This is a genomic window from Allobosea sp. Leaf344, assembly GCF_001426225.1.
Lineage (GTDB): Bacteria > Pseudomonadota > Alphaproteobacteria > Rhizobiales > Beijerinckiaceae > Allobosea.
In genome coordinates this window covers 1,017,711-1,040,155 of record NZ_LMRT01000014.1, presented here as the reverse complement: position 1 = coordinate 1,040,155, position 22,445 = coordinate 1,017,711, and the positions used below count along the sequence as shown (strand labels likewise).

General features: G+C 68.9%; 22 protein-coding genes. 17 read left to right on the top strand and 5 right to left on the bottom strand.

Annotated features, from left to right (window positions below):
• Positions 1 to 75 precede the first annotated feature (75 nt).
• The 3 genes from ASG72_RS16775 to ASG72_RS16765 all read left to right on the top strand — a co-directional run bounded on the left by ASG72_RS16775 (position 76) and on the right by ASG72_RS16765 (position 2,709).
• Complete coding sequence (locus tag ASG72_RS16775; protein ID WP_056714377.1) at positions 76 to 417, top strand: phasin family protein; 342 nt, start codon at positions 76 to 78, stop codon at positions 415 to 417.
• 211 nt (positions 418 to 628) lie between these two features.
• Entirely contained in the window at positions 629 to 2,158 is a 1,530-nt protein-coding gene (locus tag ASG72_RS16770; RefSeq protein WP_056714374.1) for an altronate dehydratase family protein, read from the top strand.
• Positions 2,159 to 2,316: 158 nt separating this feature from the next.
• The gene (locus tag ASG72_RS16765; protein WP_056714371.1) at positions 2,317 to 2,709 is read left to right on the top strand and encodes a hypothetical protein; all 393 of its coding nucleotides are present in this window, start codon (positions 2,317 to 2,319) and stop codon (positions 2,707 to 2,709) included.
• Between the two features lie 18 nt (positions 2,710 to 2,727).
• Here ASG72_RS16765 and ASG72_RS16760 read toward each other — a convergent pair whose 3' ends face one another.
• Positions 2,728 to 3,885 (bottom strand): aminotransferase, encoded by a 1,158-nt coding sequence (locus ASG72_RS16760; RefSeq protein WP_348271596.1) that lies wholly within the window; start codon positions 3,883 to 3,885, stop codon positions 2,728 to 2,730.
• A 113-nt stretch (positions 3,886 to 3,998) separates the two neighbouring features.
• On the opposite strand from ASG72_RS16760, the gene ASG72_RS16755 reads away from it, so the two are divergent.
• Entirely contained in the window at positions 3,999 to 4,757 is a 759-nt protein-coding gene (locus ASG72_RS16755) for a Sir2 family NAD-dependent protein deacetylase (protein ID WP_056714365.1), read from the top strand.
• A gap of 11 nt (positions 4,758 to 4,768) precedes the next feature.
• On the opposite strand, the gene ASG72_RS16750 is transcribed toward ASG72_RS16755, so the two are convergent.
• A complete protein-coding gene (locus ASG72_RS16750) occupies positions 4,769 to 5,146 on the bottom strand; it encodes a hypothetical protein (RefSeq protein ID WP_056714362.1) in 378 nt (125 codons plus the stop codon).
• Between the two features lie 4 nt (positions 5,147 to 5,150).
• Positions 5,151 to 5,783 (bottom strand): LysE family translocator, encoded by a 633-nt coding sequence (locus ASG72_RS16745; protein WP_056714360.1) that lies wholly within the window; start codon positions 5,781 to 5,783, stop codon positions 5,151 to 5,153.
• A gap of 263 nt (positions 5,784 to 6,046) precedes the next feature.
• Here ASG72_RS16745 and ASG72_RS16740 point away from each other — a divergent pair, with 263 nt between their 5' ends.
• Complete coding sequence (locus ASG72_RS16740) at positions 6,047 to 6,595, top strand: cold-shock protein (RefSeq protein ID WP_056714923.1); 549 nt, start codon at positions 6,047 to 6,049, stop codon at positions 6,593 to 6,595.
• Between the two features lie 98 nt (positions 6,596 to 6,693).
• Here the strand turns inward: ASG72_RS16740 and ASG72_RS16735 are convergent, their stop codons facing one another.
• Positions 6,694 to 7,044 carry an iron-sulfur cluster assembly accessory protein gene (locus ASG72_RS16735; RefSeq protein WP_056714356.1) on the bottom strand — a complete coding sequence of 117 codons (351 nt, stop codon included), beginning with the start codon at positions 7,042 to 7,044 and terminating at the stop codon, positions 6,694 to 6,696.
• A 272-nt stretch (positions 7,045 to 7,316) separates the two neighbouring features.
• Here ASG72_RS16735 and ASG72_RS16730 point away from each other — a divergent pair, with 272 nt between their 5' ends.
• The 11 genes from ASG72_RS16730 (at position 7,317) to tatC (ending at position 19,268) form a co-directional block, all read left to right on the top strand.
• The gene (locus tag ASG72_RS16730; protein WP_056714920.1) at positions 7,317 to 8,546 is read left to right on the top strand and encodes a deoxyguanosinetriphosphate triphosphohydrolase; all 1,230 of its coding nucleotides are present in this window, start codon (positions 7,317 to 7,319) and stop codon (positions 8,544 to 8,546) included.
• A gap of 179 nt (positions 8,547 to 8,725) precedes the next feature.
• Entirely contained in the window at positions 8,726 to 10,489 is a 1,764-nt protein-coding gene (gene argS / locus ASG72_RS16725; RefSeq protein WP_056714353.1) for an arginine--tRNA ligase, read from the top strand.
• Positions 10,490 to 10,587: 98 nt separating this feature from the next.
• Positions 10,588 to 12,318: an SPOR domain-containing protein gene (locus ASG72_RS16720; protein ID WP_156396008.1), complete on the top strand. Its 1,731-nt coding sequence runs from the start codon at positions 10,588 to 10,590 to the stop codon at positions 12,316 to 12,318.
• A gap of 230 nt (positions 12,319 to 12,548) precedes the next feature.
• Positions 12,549 to 13,658: a TRAP transporter substrate-binding protein gene (locus tag ASG72_RS16715; protein WP_056714346.1), complete on the top strand. Its 1,110-nt coding sequence runs from the start codon at positions 12,549 to 12,551 to the stop codon at positions 13,656 to 13,658.
• A 93-nt stretch (positions 13,659 to 13,751) separates the two neighbouring features.
• Entirely contained in the window at positions 13,752 to 14,759 is a 1,008-nt protein-coding gene (gene nagZ, locus ASG72_RS16710; protein ID WP_056714343.1) for a beta-N-acetylhexosaminidase, read from the top strand.
• Between the two features lie 121 nt (positions 14,760 to 14,880).
• Positions 14,881 to 15,693, top strand: coding sequence for a ScpA family protein (locus tag ASG72_RS16705; RefSeq protein WP_056714340.1), 813 nt, complete (start codon positions 14,881 to 14,883; stop codon positions 15,691 to 15,693).
• On the top strand, positions 15,693 to 16,403 hold the full coding sequence (gene scpB / locus ASG72_RS16700; protein WP_056714337.1) for an SMC-Scp complex subunit ScpB: 711 nt from the start codon (positions 15,693 to 15,695) through the stop codon (positions 16,401 to 16,403). The genes ASG72_RS16705 and scpB overlap by 1 nt, the downstream gene beginning before the upstream one ends.
• 53 nt (positions 16,404 to 16,456) lie before the next feature.
• Positions 16,457 to 17,569 carry an ABC transporter ATP-binding protein gene (locus ASG72_RS16695; RefSeq protein WP_056714334.1) on the top strand — a complete coding sequence of 371 codons (1,113 nt, stop codon included), beginning with the start codon at positions 16,457 to 16,459 and terminating at the stop codon, positions 17,567 to 17,569.
• A gap of 76 nt (positions 17,570 to 17,645) precedes the next feature.
• The gene (locus tag ASG72_RS16690) at positions 17,646 to 17,885 is read left to right on the top strand and encodes a twin-arginine translocase TatA/TatE family subunit (RefSeq protein WP_056714917.1); all 240 of its coding nucleotides are present in this window, start codon (positions 17,646 to 17,648) and stop codon (positions 17,883 to 17,885) included.
• Between the two features lie 46 nt (positions 17,886 to 17,931).
• Positions 17,932 to 18,459, top strand: coding sequence for a Sec-independent protein translocase protein TatB (gene tatB, locus ASG72_RS21150; RefSeq protein ID WP_056714330.1), 528 nt, complete (start codon positions 17,932 to 17,934; stop codon positions 18,457 to 18,459).
• Positions 18,456 to 19,268, top strand: a complete 813-nt coding sequence (gene tatC / locus ASG72_RS16680; RefSeq protein WP_056714328.1) for a twin-arginine translocase subunit TatC — start codon at positions 18,456 to 18,458, stop codon at positions 19,266 to 19,268. Before tatB ends, tatC begins: the two co-directional genes overlap by 4 nt.
• Positions 19,269 to 19,338: 70 nt before the next feature.
• On the opposite strand, the gene rnd is transcribed toward tatC, so the two are convergent.
• Complete coding sequence (gene rnd / locus ASG72_RS16675) at positions 19,339 to 20,478, bottom strand: ribonuclease D (RefSeq protein WP_056714325.1); 1,140 nt, start codon at positions 20,476 to 20,478, stop codon at positions 19,339 to 19,341.
• Positions 20,479 to 20,669: 191 nt separating this feature from the next.
• Between rnd and aspS the strand changes: the two genes are divergently transcribed.
• The gene (gene aspS / locus ASG72_RS16670; protein WP_056714914.1) at positions 20,670 to 22,445 is read left to right on the top strand and encodes an aspartate--tRNA ligase; all 1,776 of its coding nucleotides are present in this window, start codon (positions 20,670 to 20,672) and stop codon (positions 22,443 to 22,445) included.

The window sequence follows — 22,445 nt, the reverse complement described above, 5'->3', positions numbered from 1 at the left end:
CCGACCTTGGGGCGAGGAACCCGAGCCGTTCGGCTCGTCAGCAAGAGGCGGCACCGCGGTGCCGAGGGAACAGACATGATGCAGCAGTTCGACACCATCCAGAAGGCCTCCAAAGAGAACGTCGATGCGGCCCTGAAGGCTTTCGGCGTCACCTCCAAGGGCGTGCAGACGATCGCCGTCGAGGCGACCGACTATGCCAAGAAGTCCTTCGAGGCCTCCACCGCCACGCTCGAGAAGCTGGCCGGCGTGAAGACCCTGGACAAGGCCATCGAGATCCAGGCCGACTACGTCAAGACCGCCTTCGAGGGCGCCGTCGCCCAGATGACCAAGATGGGCGAGCTCTACACCGCCCTGGCCAAGGACGCCTACAAGCCGTTCGAGGGCATCGTCGCCAAGGCCGTTCCGGCCACCAAGTGAGCTGAGGCCGGCTGCTCAGGCAGCCCGGACCACTCCAGATGATCGAAGCCCGGCCGCGAGGCCGGGCTTTTTGCGTCAGGGCGCCGGGGGGCGCAGCGTGCTTGCAGTCAACCGTGGGCTTTCATTCAACCGATTGAAAACTAGGCGCGGGAGGCGCATGTCTGTGTCTGTCGCTGCGGGCTCCGCAGCTCCCAGCCATGGTTGCAAGCCGATGCTCGACAAAGCCATCCCCCCGCGCATGCTCAAGCTCAACGCCGCGGATAATGTCGCGGTCGCGGTCGATCCGGTCGATCTCGGCGTCACCGCCCAGGGCGTGACGGCGCTGAAGCGGATCCCGCGCGGCCACAAGATGGCGCTGGCGAAGATCGCGACGGGCGAGCCGATTCGCAAATTCGGCCAGATCATCGGCTTCGCGACGCAGGAGATCGCCCCGGGCGACTGGGTCCACGAGCATAATACCGGCTTCCACGCCTTCGAGCGCGACTACGCCTTCTGTGCCGAGGCCAAGCCGGAATTCGTGCTGCCGATCGAGCAGCAGGCGACCTTCGAAGGCTTCCGCCGCAAGGACGGCAAGGCCGGCACGCGCAATTATGTCGGCATCCTCACCTCCGTGAACTGCTCCGCCTCGGCCGCACGTTTCATGGCGGAGGAGGTCAAGCGTTCAGGCATTCTGGCTGATTACCCCCATGTCGACGGGGTGATCGCGCTGACCCACGGCACCGGCTGCGGCATCGACTATAATGGCGAGAGCTTCGAGGTGCTGAAGCGCACCACCTGGGGCTATGCCTGCAACCCCAACATGGCGGCCGTGCTCGTCGTCGGGCTGGGCTGCGAAGGCTTCCAGATCAAGCGGATGAAGGACGCCTATGGCGTCGAGGAGAGCGATGTCTTCCGCACGCTGACGATCCAGGAGACCGGCGGCACGCGCAAGGCGGTCGCCGCCGGCATCGATGCCCTCAAGACCATGCTGCCGATCGCCAATCGCGCCGTACGCGAGACCGTGCCGGCCTCGGAGCTGATGCTGGCGCTGCAATGCGGCGGTTCGGACGGCTATTCCGGGATCACCGCCAACCCCGCTCTCGGGGCCGCCGTCGACATTCTGGTCGAGCATGGCGGCACGGCGATCCTGTCGGAGACGCCCGAGATCTACGGCGCCGAACATCTGCTGACGCGGCGCGCCGCGACCCGGGAGACCGGCGAGAAGCTCGTCTCGATCATCAAATGGTGGGAGGATTATACCGCCCGCGCCCGGATGGACATGAACAACAACCCGTCGCCCGGCAACAAGGCCGGCGGGCTGACGACGATCCTCGAGAAGTCGCTCGGCGCCGCGGCCAAGGGCGGCACCAAGACGCTGGCGGCGGTCTATCATTATGCCGAGCAGGTGAAGGACAAGGGCTTCGTCTACATGGACACGCCGGGCTACGATCCGGTCGCGGCCACGGGGCAGGTGGCGGGCGGCGCCAATATCCTGGCCTTCACCACCGGGCGCGGCTCGGCCTATGGCTGCAAGCCGACCCCCTCGGTGAAACTCGCCACCAACACGCCGATCTACGAGAAGATGATCGACGACATGGACATCAACTGCGGCGATATTCTCGACGGCGTCACGCTGGAAGCCAAGGGCCGCGAGATCTTCGAGACCTTGCTGCGGGTGGCCTCCGGCGAACGCAGCAAGTCCGAGCAGCTCGGCTATGGCGATGTCGAGTTCGTGCCCTGGCAGATCGGCGCCACCATGTGAGCCATCGGGCGCCGGGGAGCCGCGCGCGGTTCAGGCGCGGCTCGCAGCCCGGGTCCGGATGGCCGCGATCCGCGAACAACATGCCGTAAGGTCATGGATTGACAGGGTTTTACCTGCGGCGATAGGTCTCGGCGAGACTGTCGACCGGGGGGGCGACCATGCGCCATTTTCTGCTCGTGACCGCGCCGCGCCTGGTGCTCGGCCTGCTGTTTTCCGTCAGCGCCGTCGACGGGTTCTGGTGGCTGGCGAGCGGGCAGCATCTGATCCATCCGCCGGTCACCGAACAGGGGCGGGTCTTCGAGGCGGCGCTGCAGAATTCCGGCTTCTTCTGGCCGATGCTGAAGACGGTGAACCTGCTCGGGGCGCTGAGCCTGCTGCTCAACATCGTCCCGGCTTTCGGGCTGGCGCTGCTCGCGCCGGTGATGGCGGTGATCGTGGCGTTTCACCTGACCATCAACACGGTCGGCATCCCGGTCGCGCTGATCCTCGTCCTCTGCGGCGGCCTGCTCGCCTATGCCTATCGCGACCGCTATGCCGGGATGTTTCGCTGAGGCGGCCACCTCTCGCGGCTAGGTGCCGAAGCCGCTCAGGCGCTCGCCGAGGCTCGCGATCCGGTCGGCGCCGACATTGGCGATGGCGATGCGCAGATGCTGCTCCTGTCCCGGACCGAAATAGGGGCCGGGCAGCGCCAGCACGCCGCGCTGCTGCACGAGATCGCGCACCACATCGGCCGCGGGCGCCTGGCAGGGATGCGCGACATAGGCGAAATAGGCCCCCGCCGCCAGCACCCGCCAGCCCGCCAGCGGTGCCATGGTCTCGCGGAACAGGCTGGCGCGGGCGTTGATCTCCGCGCGGTTGGCCTCGCGCCAGCTGCGGACGCCGTCGATCCCCCAGAGGATCGCGGCCTGCCCGGCGCGGACCGGGCTGATCTGCACGCAATCCTGCACCTTGGCGATCTGCGCCAGCACCCGCTCGCCGGCGGTAATCGCGCCCAGCCGCCAGCCGGGAACGGCATAGGCCTTCGAGAAGCTGTAGAGCCCGATCACGGAATCCTGCCAGCCGCTTGCGGAAAACAGCTGATGCGGCCTCTCAACCGCCGCAGGCAGAAAGTCGCGATAGGTTTCGTCCAGCACCAGCCAGAGGCCGCGGCGGGCGCAGAGCGCGGCGAAGGCGGCGATCGTCTCCGGCGGGTAGACGGCGCCGGTCGGGTTGTTGGGGGTGACCAGGACGATGGCGCGGGTGCGCTCGTCGATCAGCCGCTCGGCATCGGCGACGGCCGGCACGAAACCGGAAGCCGGGTCGCAGGGCAGCGCGCGCGGCTCGATGCCGAGCATGGTCAGCGTCATCTCGTGGTTGAAGTACCAGGGCGTCGGCAGCAGCACATTGTCGCCGGCCCGGGCCAGCGCCATCATCGTCACCACATAGGCCTGGTTGCAGCCGGAGGTGATCAGCGTCTCCGGCGCCGCGATCGCGCCTCCATAGATGCGCGAGAGCTCCGCCGCATAGGCCTCGCGCAGCGCCATGTCGCCGGTGATCGCCCCGTAGCGTGTCGCATCCGGCGAGGCCGCGGCCTCGCCCAGCCGGTCCAGGAGCGGCTGGGGGGGCGGCGCGCCGGGAACCGCCTGCGACAGGTCGATCAGCGGGCCGGCCTTGCCGTCATAGGCGCGGGCCCAGCCCTGGGCCTGCGGGATCGGCGGGGTGGCGGTGTCGAGGAGGTCGGGATTCAACGGCGCGTGCTGCATCGGCCAGCTTTGGGATGACGCAGCGGCGGCGTCAATCGCCTGGAAGGCAAGGCGGCCCCGCCCCATATCATGAGGGGACCACGCCCCAACCAGGATGGATGATGCAGGACGAGACATCAGACGCGATCACCGAGCTCCATGCTCTGCTCGACCGCGCGCGCTCGGTGGTCGCCTTCACCGGCGCGGGGATCTCCACCGAATCGGGAGTGCCCGATTTCCGCACGCCGGGTTCGCCCTGGATGACGAACAAGCCGATCCCGTTCGAGGCCTTCCTGGCGAGCCGCGAGGCGCGGATCGAGGCGTGGCGGCGCAAATTCGCGATGGACGATCATTATCGCGACGCGGCGCCCAATCGCGGCCATGCCGCGCTGGCGCGGCTGGTCGAGGAGGGGCGCTCGCCGGGGCTGATCACGCAGAACATCGACGGGCTGCACCAGGCCTCGGGCGTGCCGGAGGAGCGCGTCGTCGAACTCCATGGCAACGGCACCTATGCCACCTGCCTGGCCTGCGGCTGGCGGCACGAGCTCGCTGCGATTCGCCCGGCCTTCGAGGCGAGCGGCGAGCCACCGGCCTGCATGATGTGCGCCGGGCCGGTGAAATCCGCGACCATTTCCTTCGGCCAGGCGATGCCCCAGGCCCAGATGCGCCAGGCCCATGCGCTGACCATGGAGGCGGAGCTGTTCCTGGTGGTGGGGTCGTCGCTGGTGGTGTTTCCGGCCGCGACCTTCCCGGTGATCGCCAAGCGCAAGGGCGCCAGGCTCGTCATCGTCAACCGCGAGCCGACCGAGCTCGACGCGATCGCCGATCTGGTGGTGCGCGCCGAGATCGGGGCCGCGCTCGGCCCGCTGGCCGGTTGAGCGCCGCCTGATCAGCGCGGCAGCGGCTGGAAGATCTCGAGATCCAGCGCCGTGCCGTCGATCCACAGGCGCTGCGCGGTGATCACAGTCTCGATCAGCCGGCCCGAGGCATGGCGCAGTGTGGCGCGCTCGGCGAGATAGCCGCCTTCGAGATCGAGCAGCATCAGCCGGCGGTCACGCGCCGGATTGCTCAGGGCCGCGCCCTGTCCGACCAGCGGGACCGAGGCGATCTCCTCCCAGCTGCAGCCGACCAGCGAGAGGAAGGCCGGGCTCGCCCGCAGATAGCGCGCGTCGAAGACTCCGACCGTCGAAAGCACGACCGGCACGAACGGGCTTTCGAGAAGCCCGTGGGGGATTTCTTCGACGACCTTGCCGACCGTCGGGTGCATCGCGTCAATCTCGCGAGGCGAGGGCCAGGCGCAGCGCCAGCGCGCCGAACACCGCGCCCATCAGCCTCTGCGGCAGCCGGGCCAGAGCGGGGCGCGCGGCCAGGGCATGGCCGAGCCGGCCCGCGGCGAGGATGACGATGCCGTTGGTCAGCAGCCCGGCGAGATTGAGGATCGTCGCCAGGACCATGACCTGCAGGAGCACCGAGCCGGCTTCCGGCTTCAGGAATTGCGGCAGCAGCGCCAGCATGAACAGCGCCATTTTGGGGTTGAGCAGATTGGTCAGAAAGCCCTGCAGGAAGATCCGCCGGTTCGGCATGCGCGGCTGGGCGCCGATCCCGGAGGCGAGCGGCGTCGCGGCGCGCAACGTCACGAAGGCGAGCCAGGCGAGATAGGCGGCGCCGATCCAGCGCAGGACGTCATAGGCCGCCGGTACCAGGAGGAAGAGCTGCGACAGCCCGAGCGCCGCCGCGAAAGCCTGGAGGTAACTGCCGCAGGCGATGCCGAGATAGGTCACGAGCCCGGCCATCCGGCCCTGGCTCAGGCTACGGGACGCGATCAGCAGCATATCGGGGCCCGGCGTCACCGTCAGGACGAAGCTGGCGAGGCTGAACAGGGCTAGCGTCGTTGCATCGGGCATGGCGATTTCGGCAACTCCCTGCGCTGCATCAGCTTCGCATAATGTCCTAGTGCGAAGCATAAGCCTCCCTTGCGTCAGCGACTATGGCAAAAATGTCATTCCGCATGTGGATGAACGCCGGCGGGCTGTATCCCGACTCCCCAGCGATGGTATCTTCGCTGCACGAATCAAGCCATTCGGGCGGGGGTGAGCGGCACATGTCGGACGAGTTCGGCGATAACGGGCGTCCACCCATGGGTCCGATCCAGTCGCTCAACCGCGTCATGCGACTGGATGGGCCGGAGGGGCTCGGCCAGGAGAATGGCGTCGAGCTGGCCGGCTACGTCAAATGGTTCGACGTGAGCAAGGGTTACGGCTTCGTCGTGCCGGAGGATGGCGGCGCCGACATCCTGGTCCATGTCACCATCCTGAAGCGCGACGGTTTCAATGCCATAGCCGAAGGCGCTCACATCGTACTCGAAGCGATCGAGAAGCCGCGGGGCCGCCAGGCGGTGCGGGTCCTGTCGATCGACACGACGGCGGCGCGCCATCCCGCCGAGCTGCCGATGCCGCGGACCAATGTCACGGTGACGCCGACCAGCGGGCTCGAGCGCATGGTGGTGAAATGGTTCAACCGGCTGCGCGGCTTCGGTTTCGTCTCCAAGGGCGAGGGCTCGCCCGACGTCTTCGTGCATATGGAGACGATGCGCCGCTACGGGCTGGTCGAGCTGATCCCGGGCCAAATCGTGCTGGTGCGCTATGGACCGGGCCCCAAGGGGCTGATGGCCGCCGAAATCCGGCTGGAGCAGGGCGGGGCGCCGGTCTCGCACTGAGCGGGCCGGTCAAGGCGCTTTGCACCGGGCCCGGCCGACCGGCCTTGAATGCCCGAGCGCCGAGCGGCGAAGTCGGAGCGCCCGAACGGCGCGGTATCTCAGAGCGCGAAGGACGTGCCGCAGCCGCAGGAGCTGGTCGCGTTCGGATTGGTGATCTTGAAGGACTGGCCGACGAGATCGTCAACGAAGTCGATCGTGCAGCCTTCCAGGAGATCGAGAGAGGTCTCGTCGATCAGCACCGTCGCACCGTCGCGCTCGATCACCAGATCGCCCGGGGCCTTTTCCCGGTCGATGTCGAAGATGTACTGGAAGCCCGAACAGCCGCCGCCGGCGACGCTGACCCGCAGCATCGAGCCGGCCGGTTCCTTGGCCATCACCGAGAGGATGCGGCTCGCGGCCTTGTCGGTCACGGCGATGCCGCGCGGATTCAGCTGAAGATCGGTCGACATGACAACTCCCGGATCGCTGGGATGGTGGGACCGCGTCGAAAAGGCGGCGAGCGCGAGGCTCTGTCGCCGGACGAGGCTTGCACCTGACTTGCTCCCAAAGGTAATTGCGCAGGCGCGCCTCTACAAGCGGCGCCTCAGTGACAGGACAGGCCGTCGCATGGGAGCCTCGACCCTCGTATCCTGACGGGTGCCGCGGCGCGCGATCGTCCGGGGCCCGGCTTGGATGAGGGTCGCTAACCTCAATGCGGCGCGCCGGGGATGACAGGACCGCCATGCGGGAGTTCGAGAGCCGCGAGTTGGAGCCCGGCGATCGCTGGCGGGCGGTCTATGCCTGTCGCTCCAGCCGCAGCCGCGGCCGGCTGGTGGCGGAGCCGGCTTCCCCGACGCGCAGCGCCTTCCAGCGCGACCGCGACCGAATCATCCACTCCACCGCCTTCCGCCGGCTGAAGCACAAGACGCAGGTTTTCGTCTCGCATGAGGGCGATCATTTCCGGACGAGGCTGACGCATACGATCGAGGTCGGCCAGATCGCGAGGGCGCTGGCGCGGGCGCTCGGGCTGGACGAGGATCTGGCCGAGGCGCTCGCTCTGGCGCACGACCTCGGCCATACCTGTTTCGGCCATACCGGCGAGGATGCGCTCGACGCCTGCATGAGCGGCTTCGGCGGCTTCGACCACAACGCCCAGACCTTGCGGATCGTGACGCGGCTCGAGCGGCGCTATGCCGGCTTCGACGGTCTCAACCTGACCTGGGAGACGCTCGAGGGGCTGGTGAAGCATAATGGGCCGCTGCTCGAAACGGATGGCCGGCCGACCGAGCGCTACCGCGACGGCGGCATCCCGGCGGCCATCGTCGAATATCAGGCCCGGCAGGATCTCTGGCTCGACAGCTACGCCTCGGCCGAGGCGCAGGCGGCGGCTCTGGCCGATGACATCGCCTATAACGCCCATGACATCGATGACGGGTTGCGGGCCGGGCTGTTCGCGCTCGAGGATCTCCGCATCGTGCCGTTGCTGGCCGCGCTGCTCGACGAGATCGCGTTGCTGCATCCGGTGCTGGAGCCGGCAAGGGCCACGAACGAGCTGGTGCGGCGGGTGATCACGCGCTTCGTTGAGGATGTGCTGGCGCAATCGCGCGCGCGGATCATGGCGCTGGCGCCGCAGGATGCCGACGCCATCCGCCGGGCCGGGGCGCCCGTCATCGCCTTCTCCGCGGCGTTCGCCGAGGCCGATCGCGAGATCAAGGCCTTCCTCTACCCCAATATGTACCGGCATAGCCGCATCCAGCTGATCCGGGACCAGGCGGCGCAGGTCGTCCGCGACCTGTTCGCGCGGTTCATGGCCGATCCCGCCGCGCTGCCACCGGAATGGGCGACGAGCTGCGCGGGGCTGGACGAGGCGCGGCGGGCGCGGCGCATCGCCGACTATATCGCGGGGATGACCGACTGGTACGCGCTGGATGAGCACCGGCGCCTGTTTGACGCCACTCCCGCGCTGCGATAGGGGCGGGCGCGCAGTTCCGGCGGTCGGGCCCTCCCGGCCCGGCCGGAGGCGCCGCGACGCGGTGTCGCGCAGGTCGCTCCCGATTGCGGGCGAACCTCCTGAACCATCGCTCGCCGCTGTCGCGGCGCCTCCGGCCGGGGGCTGCGAAGCGATGACCACCGATCGGCCAAGGCGGAACCATGGAAATCTTCAAGATCATCGCTGAACGTGTGCAGGCGGCGAATGCGGCGCTGGTCGCTTCGGGCGCCATCGGGATCAGCGGGGACCTGCCGAAATTCGTGGTCGAGCCGACGCGCGATCCGGCCCATGGCGACATCTCCACCAACACGGCGATGGTGATGGCCAAGGCGGCCGGGATGCGGCCGGCCGATCTCGCGAAGTTGCAGGTCGAGATCCTGCGCGAGGCGCCGGAGGTGGCCTCGGCCGAGATCGCCGGCCCCGGCTTCATCAATCTGACGCTGAAGCCCGCGGTTTTCACCGCCATCCTCAAGCACGCCGTCGAGGCCGGGCTGGACTATGGCAGGGGCGAGGCGAAGCCGCTGCCGAAGATCAATGTCGAATATGTCTCCGCCAACCCGACCGGGCCGATGCATGTCGGCCATGGCCGCGGCGCCGTCTTCGGGGACGCGCTCGCCAATATCCTCGCCTTCGCCGGCCATGCGGTGACGCGCGAATACTACATCAACGATGCCGGGGCGCAGGTCGATGTGCTCGCCCGCTCGGCCTTCCTGCGCTATCGCGAGGCGCTGGGCGAGACGATCACCATCCCCGAGGGGCTCTATCCCGGCGACTATCTCGTCGCCGTCGGCCGCTCGCTCGCCGCGCAGCACGGCGTCTCGCTTCTGGCCAAGCCCGAGTCGGAATGGTTGCCGCCGGTGCGCGCTGCCGCGATCAGCGGGATGATGGCGATGATCCGCGAGGATCTGGCCGCGCTCGGCGTCGTCCACGAGGTGTTCTTCTCGGAGCGCTCGCTGCAGGCGGTCGATGGCGGGGCGGACGAGGTCGGCGCGACCATCGCCGATCTGCGCGCGCGGGAGCTGGTCTATGAGGGCCGCCTGCCGCCGCCCAAGGGGCAGAAGGACGAGGATTGGGAGGATCGCGAGCAGACGCTGTTCCGCGCCACCCGCTTCGGCGACGACGTCGACCGGCCGCTCCTGAAATCGGACGGCAGCTACACCTATTTCGCCAACGACATCGCCTATCACCGCTCCAAATTCCTGCGCGGCTTCACCCAGATGATCGATGTCTGGGGCGCCGACCACGGCGGTTATGTCAAGCGCATGCAGGCGGCGGTGAAGGCCGTCACCGGCGGCGAGGGGGCGCTCGACGTCAAGCTCTGCCAGCTCGTGCGGCTGCTGCGGAACGGCGAGCAGGTCCGGATGTCGAAGCGCTCCGGCGATTTCGTCACGCTGCGCGAGGTCATCGACGAGGTCGGCCGCGATGCCGTGCGCTTCATGATGATCTTCCGCAAGAACGACGCGACGCTCGATTTCGACCTCGCCAAGGTGGTCGAGCAGTCGAAGGACAATCCGGTCTTCTACGTGCAATATGCCCATGCCCGCTGCGCCTCGATCTTCCGGCAGGCGCGCGAGGCCTTCCCGGATCTCGATCTGGCGCCGGCCGCTCTGGCCGCGGCCGATCTCGGCCTGCTGACGGACGAGGCGGAGATCGCGATCATCAAGTTGATCGCCGCCTATCCCAGGGTCATTGAGGGCGCGGCCGCGGCGCATGAACCGCACAGGATCGCGTTCTTCATCCACGAACTGGCCAGCGCCTTCCATTCGCTGTGGAACAAGGGCAAAGAGTCGCCGCAATTACGGTTCGTTAATCAAACTGATCGAAAGTCGACTGAAGCGAGATTGGCGTTCGTGCATGCGGTGCGCAGCGTCCTTGCTTCCGGTCTGGCTGTCGCGGGTGTCGCGGCGCCGGAAGAGATGCGCTGAAGGTCGCTCGGCCGGCAGCGCGCACGAGGTCAGATTGACCGCATGCGGCGTTCGGCGTTCCATTCGTCGGGTGTGCCCGTGCTGGAATGGATCATGCCATGAGTGAGCCAGCAAGAAACCGTTTCGCCCTCGATCTCGAAGATCTCGAGCGGCAGCTGCGCGGCGCGGCCCAGGCGCCACGGCCGGGCCAGGCGAGCGATCCGCTTGCGGAGCTGACGCGGATCGTCGGCCAGGACGATCCGCTGAAGGATCTGTTCGCGCCGCGAACTTCCCGTCCGGCCGCGCCTGCGACGGCGCCGGCCGCGGCCGCCGCGCCGCCGGTGGCGCCACCCGCCGCCTGGACGGAAAGCCGGCGCGAGCCCTCCTTCCCGGCTGCGCCGGAGGCTGCCCCTCCGGCCGAGCTGCGCGGCGCGCTCGACGAGTTCGAGGCGCTGCTGCGCCGCAACGATGGCGGCACCCCCGCCAAGCCCCAGGCCGCCGTCTATGTGCCGCCGGCGGAGCCGGCCTATGATGACGAGCCGGGCCCGCAAACCTATGGGCGCGGCCCGGGCCAGCCGGTCGGTGAAGCCGGCCCGCGCGACCTCGACCAGCTCGCCGCGCATAAGCACGAGCAGGGCTATGCGCAGCGCCAGACGCATGGCCAGGACGGCGCCTATCGCCAGGATCAGGGCTATCCGCAGGATGGCGGCTATGCCCAGCCGAACGGCTATGAGCCGGATCCCGCCTATGCCGACGCCTATGGCGAGAGCGGGCAGGGCGAGCAGGGGCTGGGTCCGGAGGAGGATCTGCCGGTCCTCAAGCCGCGCCGGTCGCGCAAGGGGCTGTGGACGGCCGTCGGCCTGATCGCGGTCGGCGTCGTCGGCGTCGGGGCGGCCATGACCTTTCGGGCGCCGAGCGTCGGCAGCGACGGCAAGCCGCCCGTGATCGCCGCCGAGACCGCGCCGATGAAGGTCGAACCGGTCAATCCGGGCGGCAAGGAAATTCCGAACCAGAACAAGCAGATCTACGAGCGGACCGCACAGGCGCCGCAGGCCGAGACCAAAGTGGTGAGCCGGGAGGAGCAGCCCGTCGACGTGCAGCAGGCGGCGCGCAGCATGCCGGCCCGCGTGATCCTGCCCGGCCCGGGCACCGGCGCAGGCGAGACCGCGAGCAATCCGCTGGCCTCGGCCCCCGGCGTGCCGGACCGGCTGCCGACCCCCTCCGAGCCCGCGCTGACGCCGGTCCCGCCGGTTCCGGGGCTGGGCGAGCCGCGCAAGGTCCGCACCGTCTCGATCCGGCCCGACGGCACGCCGGCGGCTCCGGCCAATGGCGCCGCCGCGGCGGGCATCGTCACCGGCTCGACCCCGTCTCCGGGTGCCGCGGCCACTCCGGGCAATGCCGCGACGCAGCTCGCCCCCGTGCCGCGTCCGCGCCCTCCGGTGGCCGCGGACGCTCCCAAGGTGCAGGATCGCGCCACGACCCCCGCGCCGGCGGCGACGACGCCCGCCCCGCCGCTGCGTACGGCGAACGCCGCTCCGGCCGCCACCACGCCGGCGCCCGCCGCCGCGACGCCCTCCGCCACCCAGGCGATCCGCAGCGGCACCGGGGACTTCACCGTGCAGCTCGGCGCGCCGGGCAGCGAGGCCGAGGCCCGTGCGACCTTCGCGGCCCTGCAGCGCAAATATCCCGATGTGCTGGGCAGCCAGGCGCCGATCATCCGCAAGACCGATCTCGCCGGCGGCAAGACCGTCTACCGGCTGCGCATCGGCCCCTATAGCCGCGAGAACGCCGCGACCATGTGCACGCAGCTGCAGGCCGCCGGCGGCCAGTGCTTCATCTCGAAGAACTGAGGTTTTTCACCCCCGCCGCGTAGGCGAACCGACAGAGACCCGACGCCCCGCGCCTCCGCGCGGGGCGTTTTTGTGCGTGGCGGGCCAGCGCCGGGCGCCCGCAATGCCGGCGACGCATGCGCCGGCTGCGTGCAGGCGCTTCAACCGCTCGCGCGGCGGGAGTAGCCTCCTGTCGCGCCGACGCTCCCGCTCCGAGGCGAGCCGGCGTCCGAGACAAACGAGGAAGCACCATGGATCGTCGCCATTTCGTCACGGCAGCCGCAGGCGCGGCCGCCGCGGGCACAGCCATCGCCACGCCCGCCATCGTGAGCCCGGCGCTGGCGCAGTCGCAGCCCAAGATCAGCTGGCGGCTGACCTCGAGCTATCCCAAGAGCCTCGACACGCTGTTCGGCATCTCGACCCATGTCGCCAAGCGCGTCGCCGAGGCCACGGATGGGCAGTTCCAGATCCAGGTCTTCGCGGCCGGCGAGATCGTCCCGGCGCTGCAGGCGCTCGATGCCGTCCAGAACGGCACTGTGGAATGCAGCCACACGCTGTCGAGCTTCTATATCGGCAAGGACCCGGCCTTCGCCTTCGAGACCTCGCTGCCTTTCGGGCTGAACACCCGGCAGAACGCGGCCTGGCTCTACCAGGGCGGCGGGCTGGAGTTGTGCCGCGCCTTCATGAAGACGCACAACCTGTTCACCATCCCCTCCGGCAATACCGGCGCGCAGATGGGCGGCTGGTTCCGAAAGGAGATCAAGACCGTCGAGGATCTCAAGGGGCTGAAGTTCCGCATCGCCGGGCTCGGCGGCCGCATCCTCAGCAAGCTCGGCGTGGTGCCGCAGCAGATCGGCGGCGGCGACATCTATCCCGCCCTCGAGCGCGGCACGATCGACGCGGCCGAGTTCTCGGGGCCGCTCGACGACGAGAAGCTCGGCTTCCAGCGCGTCGCCAAATATTATTATTATCCCGGCTTCTGGGAGGGCTGCGCCAATGTCAGCTTCCTGGTCAATCTGGAGAAATGGAACGCGCTGCCGCCGAGCTACAAGGCGGTGCTCGAATCGGCCTGTGCCGAGGCGAATGCGCTCTGCGTCGCGAAATACGACCATGGCAATCCCGATGCGCTGCTGCGGCTGGTCTCGTCCGGCGCGGAGCTGCGGCCTTTCCCGCAGGAGGTGATGCAGGCGGCGTTCAAGGAGGCGATGGCGCTCTATGCGGAGCTCGCCGCCAGCAACCCTGCCTTCAAGACCTTCTATGATTCCTGGCTGCCCTATTGGAAGAAGGAGCAGCTCTGGTTCCGCATCGCCGAGCTGCCCTTCGACGCCTTCAACGCGAACATGTCGCAGCAGATGCGCTGATCCGCTTGGCGCGCCACGGGCCGACCGGCCCTGGCGCGCCGGATCGTCGAGAAGCGGATTTCCCTTTCGGCCCGGTTGCTTTAGGCCTGCCGCATGACCTCGCGCGCCTTCATCGCCGGTTGCCTCGGCACGAGCCTCACCCCCGACGAACGGGCCTTCTTCAGGGATGCCCGCCCCTGGGGCTTCATCCTGTTCAAGCGCAACACCAGCGATCCCGAGCAGGTGGCGGCGCTGACGGCGCAGATGCGCGACTGTGTCGGCTGGCACGCGCCGATCCTGATCGACCAGGAGGGCGGGCGGGTGCAGCGCATGGGGCCGCCGCATTGGCCGGCCTATCCCGCGGCGCGGCGCTTTCTCGCGGTCAACGACCCGGTCGAGCGGCGCGAGCTGGTCAGGCTCTCGGCCCGGCTGATGGCGCATGATCTGAAGGCGGTCGGCATCGATGTCGACTGCGTGCCGGTGCTCGACGTCCCCGTGGCGGGCAGTCATGACGTGATCGGCGACCGCGCCTATGCGCATGATCCCGACGAGGTGGCGCGGCTGGGCCGGGCCGCGGCCGAGGGCCTCCTGGCCGGCGGCGTCCTCCCGGTGATCAAGCACATGCCGGGGCATGGCCGGGCGCGGGCGGACAGCCATCATGATCTGCCGGTGGTCGATGCCTCCCTCGCCGAGCTGCGGGCGCAGGATTTCCGGCCCTTCCGCCATCTGGCCGACATGCCGCTGGCGATGACGGCGCATGTCGTGTTCACGGCGCTGGACGAGCGGCCGGCGACGATCTCGCGCAAGGTGGTGCAGGAGATCATGCGCGGCGAGCTCGGTTTCGACGGGCTGATCATGACCGACGACATCTCGATGAAGGCGCTGTCCGGCAGCTTCGCGCAGAAGTCGCGCGCGGCGATTCGGGCGGGGGTCGATCTGGTGCTGCATTGCCACGGCATCATGGAGGAAATGGTCGCCGTCGCCGGCGCGGTGCCGGCCATGACCGGGGCGCGGGCGCGGCGGGCGACGATGGCGCTGGCGCGGATCCGGCACGTGCCGGAGCCTTTGGACAGGGAGGACGCCCGGGCGCGGATCGCCGCGGCGCTTGCCTTGGCGGGCTGAACATCGGAGTTTGGCGCGGGGCTGCGGCATCGCGCGATCTCCCGGTTCCCGCCGGCCGGGCCGAACCCGGCGGCGCGGGAACGGGGCCGGGAGCGTGCGCTTGGACAGGGGGGCGGGCGGCATGAACGCTGAGCTGCCGTTCGAGGAGGACGGGCCGCGCCGCGAGGGCGAGGCGGCGCTGATGGTCGATGTCGACGGCTATGAGGGGCCGCTCGACCTGCTGCTCGACCTGGCGCGCCGGCAGAAGGTCGATCTCCACCGCATTTCGATCCTGGCGCTGGCCGAGCAATATCTCGTCTTCGTCGAGGAGGCGCGCGCCTTGCGGCTCGAACTCGCCGCCGATTATCTCGTGATGGCGGCCTGGCTCGCCTATCTCAAATCGCGCCTGCTTCTGCCGGAACCGCCGCGCGGGGAGGAGCCGAGCGCCGCCGATCTCGCCACCTCCCTGGCGCTGCGCCTGCGCCGGCTGGAGGCGATCCGCGCCGCCGCCCGCAAGCTCGCCTCGCGCCAGCGGCTCGGCCTCGACGTCTTCGCCCGCGGCGCGCCGGAAGCGGTCATCGCTGGCGCGCGGCCGGTCTGGGAGGCGGAGCTCTACGATCTGCTGGCGGCCTATGCCCAGCAGCGGCAGAAGCAGGTGAAGGGCCATATCTCGGTCGGTCACCGGCTGGTCTGGTCGCTGGTCGAGGCCCGCGAGGCGCTGCAGCGGCTGGTCGGCGAGGCCGGGGACTGGACCGAGATCGACCCCTATCTCACCCGCTACATGGCGGCGCATGGGCTGCCGCTCCAGGCGATGAGCGCGACGGTCAAGGCCTCGGCGCTTTCGGCGATGCTGGAGATGGTGCGGGAAGGCGTCCTGGATCTGCGCCAGGACACGGCCTTCGCGCCGCTCTATCTGCGCCGCCGCTCCGCCCGCCCGCCGAGCCTGCCGCTGTGATGCGCGAGGCGGATGTGGCCGAGGTAGCGGGGGACGGGCAGCCCGGCGAGGAGGAGGACGCCTTCGCCCAGGGGCTGCGGATCGTCGAGGCGCTGCTGTTCGCCTCCGCGCGGCCGCTCGGCGCCGAGGAGCTGGCGCGCTCCGTCCCGGCCGGGCTCGACATAAAGCGCCTGCTGGCGCGGCTCACGGCGCTCTATGCGCCGCGCGGCGTCAATCTCCAGGCGGTGGCGGGGGGCTATGCCTTCCGGACCGCGCCGGATCTCGGCTATCTCCTGGCCGCGGAGGCCGAGCCGCCGCGGAAATTGTCGCGGGCGGCGCTCGAAATCCTGTCGATCATCGCCTATCACCAGCCGGTCACCAGGGCGGAGATCGAGGAGATCCGCGGCGTCGCCACCGCGCGCGGCACGCTCGACATCCTGCTCGAGGCGGGATGGGTGCGGCTCAGGGGGCGGAGACGCTCGCCCGGGCGGCCGGTCACCTTCGGCACGACGCCGGGTTTCCTCGAGCATTTCGGGCTCGAGCGCATCGACGATCTGCCCGGGCTCGAGGAGTTGAAGGGCGCCGGCATCATCGAGGGCCGGCTGACGCGCGACATGACGGTGCCGGTCCCCGACGATGATCCGGGGCTGCGGGCGGACGAGGATCCGCTCGGCGATCTGTTCACGCCGCTTGACGATGGCGACGCCGCACCGCACAGGGCGGAGGAGTAGCGGAGGCTCGCCCATCACCCTGATGGCTGCGAGACGAGAGCGGAGCCGAGCGGGTGGTTCGTAGCGAGAGCGTGGCGCGGTGGTTGAGTTGGGGGCGGCGCGGCACGGCCGGCGCCTCGATCCCGATGGCGCTCGGCTTCGAGCGGGTGACGCAGCGCTTCGGCGAGGTCACCGCGCTCAACGACGTCACGCTCTCGATCGAGCCGGGGGAAATCGTGGCGCTGCTCGGCCAATCCGGCTGCGGCAAGACGACGCTGCTGCGCCTGGCGGCCGGGGTGGAGCGGCCGAGCGAGGGGCGGGTGCTGCTGGAGGGCCGCGACGTCTCCTCGGCAGAGCATTTCATCGAGCCGGAGAATCGCGGCGTCGGGCTGGTCTTCCAGGATTACGCGCTGTTTCCGCATCTGACCGTGCGCGAGAATGTCCGCTTCGGCCTGCGCGGGCTGGACGAGCGCTCGGCCGAGGCCTCGATGATGCGGGCGATCTCGCGCGTCGGGCTCGGCGAGCTCGTCGACGCCTATCCGCATATGCTGTCGGGCGGCGAGCAGCAGCGCGTCGCCCTGGCGCGGGCGGTCGCGCCGCGGCCCGGCGTGCTGCTGATGGACGAGCCCTTCTCCAATCTCGACCGGCGGCTGCGCGACGTGGTGCGCGACGAGACGGCGGCGCTGCTGCACGAGACCGGGGCGACCTCGATCATCGTGACGCATGATCCGGAGGATGCCATGCGCATCGCCGACCGGATCGTGCTGATGCGCCATGGCCGCATCGTGCAGATCGGCACCGCCGAGACGCTCTATCGCCAGCCCAACAGCCTGTTCGCCGCCCGATTCTTCTGTGACTTCACCGAGATCGAGGGGCAGGTGCTGCGCGGGGCGGTGGATACGCCCGTCGGCCGGTTCCCGGCGCGCGGGCTGGCGGAAGGCGCGCGGGCCGTGGTCTGCATCCGCCCGCACGCCATCCGGCTCAAGGCGGCGGGGTTCTGCCTGCCCGGGCGCATCGTGACGCGGCGCTTCCTCGGCGAGGTCGACCATGTCCAGCTCGTCGTGCCGGGTTTCGACCGGCCGCTGACCGCGCGGCTGTCGCTGGCGGGGCCGCTGCGCGAGGGGGATGATGTCGGTGTCGATATCCTGACCGACGAAGTCCTTGTGTTCCCGGCGGGGGACACATAGGTTCCGCGAAATCGTCGGACCTGACCCGGGGCTTTTCAAGCCCTTGGCTGCCGCAGAGAATTTGGAGGAGGTCGCCATGGGTGGCGTGAGCATTTGGCACTGGATCGTCGTCGGCGTCGTCGTGATGCTGCTGTTCGGGCGCGGCAAGGTGTCCGAGCTGATGGGCGACGTGGCGAAGGGCATCAAGTCCTTCAAGAAGGGCATGGCCGAGGACGAGACGCCGCCGACGGCGACGACTCCGGTCGATCCCAAGGTGATCGACCATACCGCGGCCAGCAACGCAGCCGCGACGGCCAAGGCCGAGACCAAGGCCTGAGGCCGTCCTGCCCGCCATGGCGGGAGGCTGAGAGGACGAACCGTCGATGTTCGACATCGCCTGGAGCGAGTTCATGCTGATCGGGGCCGTCGCGCTCGTCGTGATCGGCCCCAAAGACCTGCCGAAAGCCATGCGCGCCGTGGGCCAGACGGTCGGGAAGCTGCGCCGCATGGCGGGCGAGTTCCAGGGCCAGTTCAACGAGGCGATGCGCGAGGCGGAGCTCCATGATCTGAAGAAGCAGGTCGAGGAGGTCGGCGGCTCGGTCTCCACCGCGATCAACCCGGACTCCACCGCGATCAACCCGGCGCCGCCGCAAGGCTTCAAGCCGATGGATGATTTCCGGCCCTCCGACGCGCTGGCGGACCCGCTGCCGACCGGCGCCGACGATGTCGCGCTGAAGGAGGCGGAGGCGCTGCTGGCGAAGCTGCCGGGGCCCGAGCCGCTGCCGGAGATCGTGATCGAGCCGGCGCCGATCGCCGCGCCGGAGCCCGAGCCCCAGCCGGAAGCGGCCCCCAGGGCCAAGCGTGCCCGCAAGCCGAAACAGGCCGCCGGCGAAGACGGGAGCACGGCATGAGCGTCGTCAATACGCGGGAGGGCGAGGACGAGATCGAGGCGTCCCGTGCCCCGCTGATCGACCATCTGATCGAGCTGCGCTCGAGGCTGATCCGCTCGCTGATCGCCTTTCTCGTGATGTTCTTCGTCTGCTTCGCCTTCGCGACGCAGATCTACAATCTGCTGGTCCTGCCCTATGTCTGGGCGGCGGGGCCGGGCGCCAACGTGCAGCTGATCTATACCGCGCCGCTCGAATATCTGTTCACGCAGATCAAGATCGCGGCCTTCGGCGCCGGCTTCTTCGCCTTTCCCGTAATCGCCACGCAGATCTACAAATTCGTGGCGCCGGGGCTCTACAAGAACGAGCGCCAGGCCTTCGCGCCCTATCTCGCCGCGACGCCGATCTTCTTCGTCGCCGGCGCCGCGATGGTGTTCTTCTTCGCCATGCCGGTGCTGATGAAATTCTCGATCGGCATGCAGCAGGCAGCGACCGAGGGCCAGGCCGGCATCGCGCTGCTACCGAAGGTCAGCGAATATCTCTCGCTGATCATGACGCTGATCTTCGCCTTCGGCGTCTCCTTCCAGCTCCCGGTGATCCTGACGCTGCTCGGCCAGGCGGGCATCATCGATTCCGCCTTCCTGAAGGACAAGCGGCGCTATGCGATCGTCTTCGTCTTCGTGGTCGCGGCGGTGCTGACCCCGCCGGACGTGATCTCGCAGCTGATGCTCGCGGTGCCGATGCTGATGCTCTACGAGCTCTCGGTGCATTCCGTGCGCTATGTCGAGAAGAAGCGCGAGGCCAAGCGCGCGGCGGAAGAGGCGGCGACCTAGCCGTTCCCGCGGGGCGAGGGCTCGCGCAGCCCCGCCGGCCTTCCCGGTCGCCAATGCGGCGGGAGGGCGCTCAGCCGACGGTGACGCGGCCGCGGACGATGCGCAGGCCGAGCTGGCCGTTCTTCAGAGCGAGCGCCTTTTCGCCGAAGACGCCGCGGCGCCAGCCCTGCAGCGCCGGCACGTCGGCGTCGTCATCGGCGGCGATCGCTTCGAGATCGTCGGTCGAGGCGATGATCTTCGGCGCCACGCGCTCGGCATCGGCCACGGCCTTGAGCAGCACCTTCAGAAGGTCGAGCACCGCGCCATTGCCGCCGCGCCCGCGGTCGCGCTCCAGCGCCGGCAGGCTCTTGGGATCCAGCGCGAACCCACGCTCGATCGCCGCCAGCACCTCGCCGCCCGCCCGCGAGCGCTCGAAGCCGTTGGGGACCGAGCGCAGCTCGCCCAGCGCCTCGGCCGAGCGCGGCCCGCGCTGCACGATATCCATCAGCGCATCGTCCTTGAGCACGCGCTGGCGCGGCACGTCGCGGCTCTGCGCCTCGCGCTCGCGCCAGGCCGCCAGCTCCATCAGCAGCGCCAGCTCCTTCTGCTTGCGGACCCGGCCCTTCAGCCTGAGCCAGGCATTCTCCGGCTTGACCTCGTAGGTGGCGGGCGAATTGAGCACGGCCATCTCTTCGGCGACCCAGCTCGCCCGCCCGGTCTGGGCGAGATCGGCGGCGAGGGCGAGGTAGATGTCGCGGAGATGGGTGACGTCCGACTCGGCATAGACCAGCTGCGCATCGGTCAGCGGGCGGCGCGCCCAATCGGTGAAGCGCGAGGATTTGTCGATCCGCGCCTTGGCGAGATCATTGGCGAGCTGCTCGTAGCCGACCGAATCGCCATAGCCGCAGACCATGGCGGCGACCTGCGTGTCGAAGAGCGGCGTCGGGATGATCCTGCCGATGATCCAGATGATCTCGAGATCCTGGCGCGCGGCGTGGAAGACTTTCACCACCGCGGGATCGGCCATCAGCGCCATGAAGGGCGACAGTTCGAGATCGGGCGAGAGCGGGTCCACCAGCACGGCCTCGTCGGGGGAGGCGAGCTGGATCAGGCATAGCTTGGGGTAATAGGTCGTCTCCCGCAGGAACTCGGTGTCCACGGTGACGAAGGGATGGGTCGCGAGGCGCGCGCACGCGTCGGCGAGATCCTGGGTGGTGGTGATGAGGCTCATGAAACGGGCTTAACGGAGGAGGGGGCCGCGCGTCGAGTCCGCCATGGCAGGTCTGGTTTGCGCGCAGCGTTGCCCATGATGCTCTCCATCCTTGACAAGCCGCCCGGCTGAGTGTGCTAACGGACGCTCGGAGAGGCCGGCCGCAAGCCGGCCGCTCGGCGTTTTTCGAAAAAGAGACGGTTCCCGTGACCCTGCATCGCTATCGATCCCACACCTGCGGCGCGCTGCGCGAAAGCGACATCGGCGCCACCGTCCGGCTCTCCGGCTGGTGCCACCGCATCCGCGACCATGGCGGCGTGCTGTTCATCGACCTGCGCGATCATTACGGCATGACCCAGGTGGTGATCGATCCGGATTCGCCGGCCTTTTCGGAAGCCGAGACCCTGCGCTCGGAATGGGTCGTGCGGATCGACGGCAAGGTGAAGGCGCGGCTCGCCGGCACGGAGAACGCCAATCTCCCGACCGGCGCGGTCGAGGTCTTCGCGACGGCGATCGAGGTGCTGGGCGCTGCGGGCGAGCTGCCGCTGCCCGTCTTCGGGGATCTCGACTATCCCGAGGATACGCGGCTGAAATACCGCTTCCTCGATCTGCGCCGCGAGAAGCTGCACAACAACATCATGCTGCGCGGCAAGGTGATCGATTCCCTGCGCAACCGCATGAAGAATTCCGGCTTTTCCGAGTTCCAGACGCCGATCCTGACCGCCTCCTCGCCGGAGGGCGCGCGCGACTTCCTGGTGCCGAGCCGGCTGCATCCCGGCAAGTTCTACGCGCTGCCCCAGGCGCCGCAGCAGTACAAGCAGTTGCTGATGATGGCCGGCTTCGACCGCTATTTCCAGATCGCGCCCTGTTTCCGCGACGAGGATCCGCGCGCCGACCGGCTGCCGGGCGAGTTCTACCAGCTCGACGTCGAGATGAGCTTCGTCGAGCAGGAGGATGTGTTCCGGACGATGGAGCCGGTGATCGCCGGCGTGTTCGAGGAATTCGGCAACGGCAAGAGCGTTACCCGGAACTGGCCGCGCATTCCCTATGCCGAGGCGATCCGCAAATACGGTTCCGACAAGCCCGACCTGCGCAACCCGCTCGAGATGCAGGACGTTTCGGAGCATTTCCGCGGCTCCGGCTTCAAGGTCTTCGCCCGCATCCTCGAGGACGAGAAGAACCGCGTCTGGGCGATCCCCGCGCCGGCGGGCGGCTCCCGCGCCTTCTGCGACCGGATGAACTCCTGGGCGCAGGGCGAGGGCCAGCCCGGGCTGGGCTATCTCATGGTCAAGGAGGATGGGGAGGGGCAGGGGCCGATCGCCAATAATATCGGGCCCGAGCGCGTCGCCGCGATCATCGCCCAGATGGGGCTGAAGGGCGGCGATGCCTGCTTCTTCGCCGCCGGCAATCCCGATAAATTCTACAAATTCGCCGGGGCCGCCCGCAACAAGGTCGGCTCGGAGCTCGGGCTGATCGACGAAAACGCCTTCGCCTTCGCCTGGATCGTCGATTTCCCGATGTACGAGTATAATGAGGAGGAGAAGCGGGTCGATTTCTCGCATAACCCCTTCTCCATGCCGCAGGGCGGGCTCGAAGCGTTGCAGACGCAGGAGCCGCTGGCGATCAAGGCCTTCCAGTACGACATCGCCTGCAATGGCTATGAGCTGGCCTCGGGCGGCATCCGCAATCACCGGCCGGAGGCGATGGTCAAGGCCTTCGAGATCGCCGGCTATGGCGAGGAGACGGTGATCGAGCGCTTCGGCGGCATGTACCGCGCCTTCCAATATGGCGCGCCGCCCCATGGCGGCATGGCCGCCGGCGTCGACCGCATCATCATGCTGCTCGCCGGCGCCACCAATCTGCGCGAGGTCGCCCTGTTCCCGATGAACCAGCAGGCTGTCGATCTGCTGATGGGCGCGCCGTCCGAGGTCGGGCCGCGGCAGCTGCGCGACCTGCATATCCGCCTCAACCTGCCCGAGAAGAACTGA

Bases quoted from the DNA above. Each gene is read 5' to 3' on its own strand.
- ASG72_RS16730 (WP_056714920.1), top strand. From the start codon at position 7,317: ATGCGGGAGTTCGAGAGCCGCGAGTTGGAGCCCGGCGATCGCTGGCGG.
- ASG72_RS16775 (WP_056714377.1), top strand. From the start codon at position 76: ATGATGCAGCAGTTCGACACCATCCAGAAGGCCTCCAAAGAGAACGTC.
- tatB (WP_056714330.1), top strand. From the start codon at position 17,932: ATGTTCGACATCGCCTGGAGCGAGTTCATGCTGATCGGGGCCGTCGCG.
- scpB (WP_056714337.1), top strand. From the start codon at position 15,693: ATGCGCGAGGCGGATGTGGCCGAGGTAGCGGGGGACGGGCAGCCCGGC.
- tatC (WP_056714328.1), top strand. From the start codon at position 18,456: ATGAGCGTCGTCAATACGCGGGAGGGCGAGGACGAGATCGAGGCGTCC.
- rnd (WP_056714325.1), bottom strand. From the start codon at position 20,478: ATGAGCCTCATCACCACCACCCAGGATCTCGCCGACGCGTGCGCGCGC.
- ASG72_RS16770 (WP_056714374.1), top strand. From the start codon at position 629: ATGCTCGACAAAGCCATCCCCCCGCGCATGCTCAAGCTCAACGCCGCG.
- ASG72_RS16750 (WP_056714362.1), bottom strand. From the start codon at position 5,146: ATGCACCCGACGGTCGGCAAGGTCGTCGAAGAAATCCCCCACGGGCTT.
- ASG72_RS16735 (WP_056714356.1), bottom strand. From the start codon at position 7,044: ATGTCGACCGATCTTCAGCTGAATCCGCGCGGCATCGCCGTGACCGAC.
- ASG72_RS16755 (WP_056714365.1), top strand. From the start codon at position 3,999: ATGATGCAGGACGAGACATCAGACGCGATCACCGAGCTCCATGCTCTG.
- argS (WP_056714353.1), top strand. From the start codon at position 8,726: ATGGAAATCTTCAAGATCATCGCTGAACGTGTGCAGGCGGCGAATGCG.
- ASG72_RS16705 (WP_056714340.1), top strand. From the start codon at position 14,881: ATGAACGCTGAGCTGCCGTTCGAGGAGGACGGGCCGCGCCGCGAGGGC.
- ASG72_RS16765 (WP_056714371.1), top strand. From the start codon at position 2,317: ATGCGCCATTTTCTGCTCGTGACCGCGCCGCGCCTGGTGCTCGGCCTG.
- ASG72_RS16690 (WP_056714917.1), top strand. From the start codon at position 17,646: ATGGGTGGCGTGAGCATTTGGCACTGGATCGTCGTCGGCGTCGTCGTG.
- ASG72_RS16740 (WP_056714923.1), top strand. From the start codon at position 6,047: ATGCGACTGGATGGGCCGGAGGGGCTCGGCCAGGAGAATGGCGTCGAG.
- ASG72_RS16745 (WP_056714360.1), bottom strand. From the start codon at position 5,783: ATGCCCGATGCAACGACGCTAGCCCTGTTCAGCCTCGCCAGCTTCGTC.
- nagZ (WP_056714343.1), top strand. From the start codon at position 13,752: ATGACCTCGCGCGCCTTCATCGCCGGTTGCCTCGGCACGAGCCTCACC.
- ASG72_RS16720 (WP_156396008.1), top strand. From the start codon at position 10,588: ATGAGTGAGCCAGCAAGAAACCGTTTCGCCCTCGATCTCGAAGATCTC.
- ASG72_RS16715 (WP_056714346.1), top strand. From the start codon at position 12,549: ATGGATCGTCGCCATTTCGTCACGGCAGCCGCAGGCGCGGCCGCCGCG.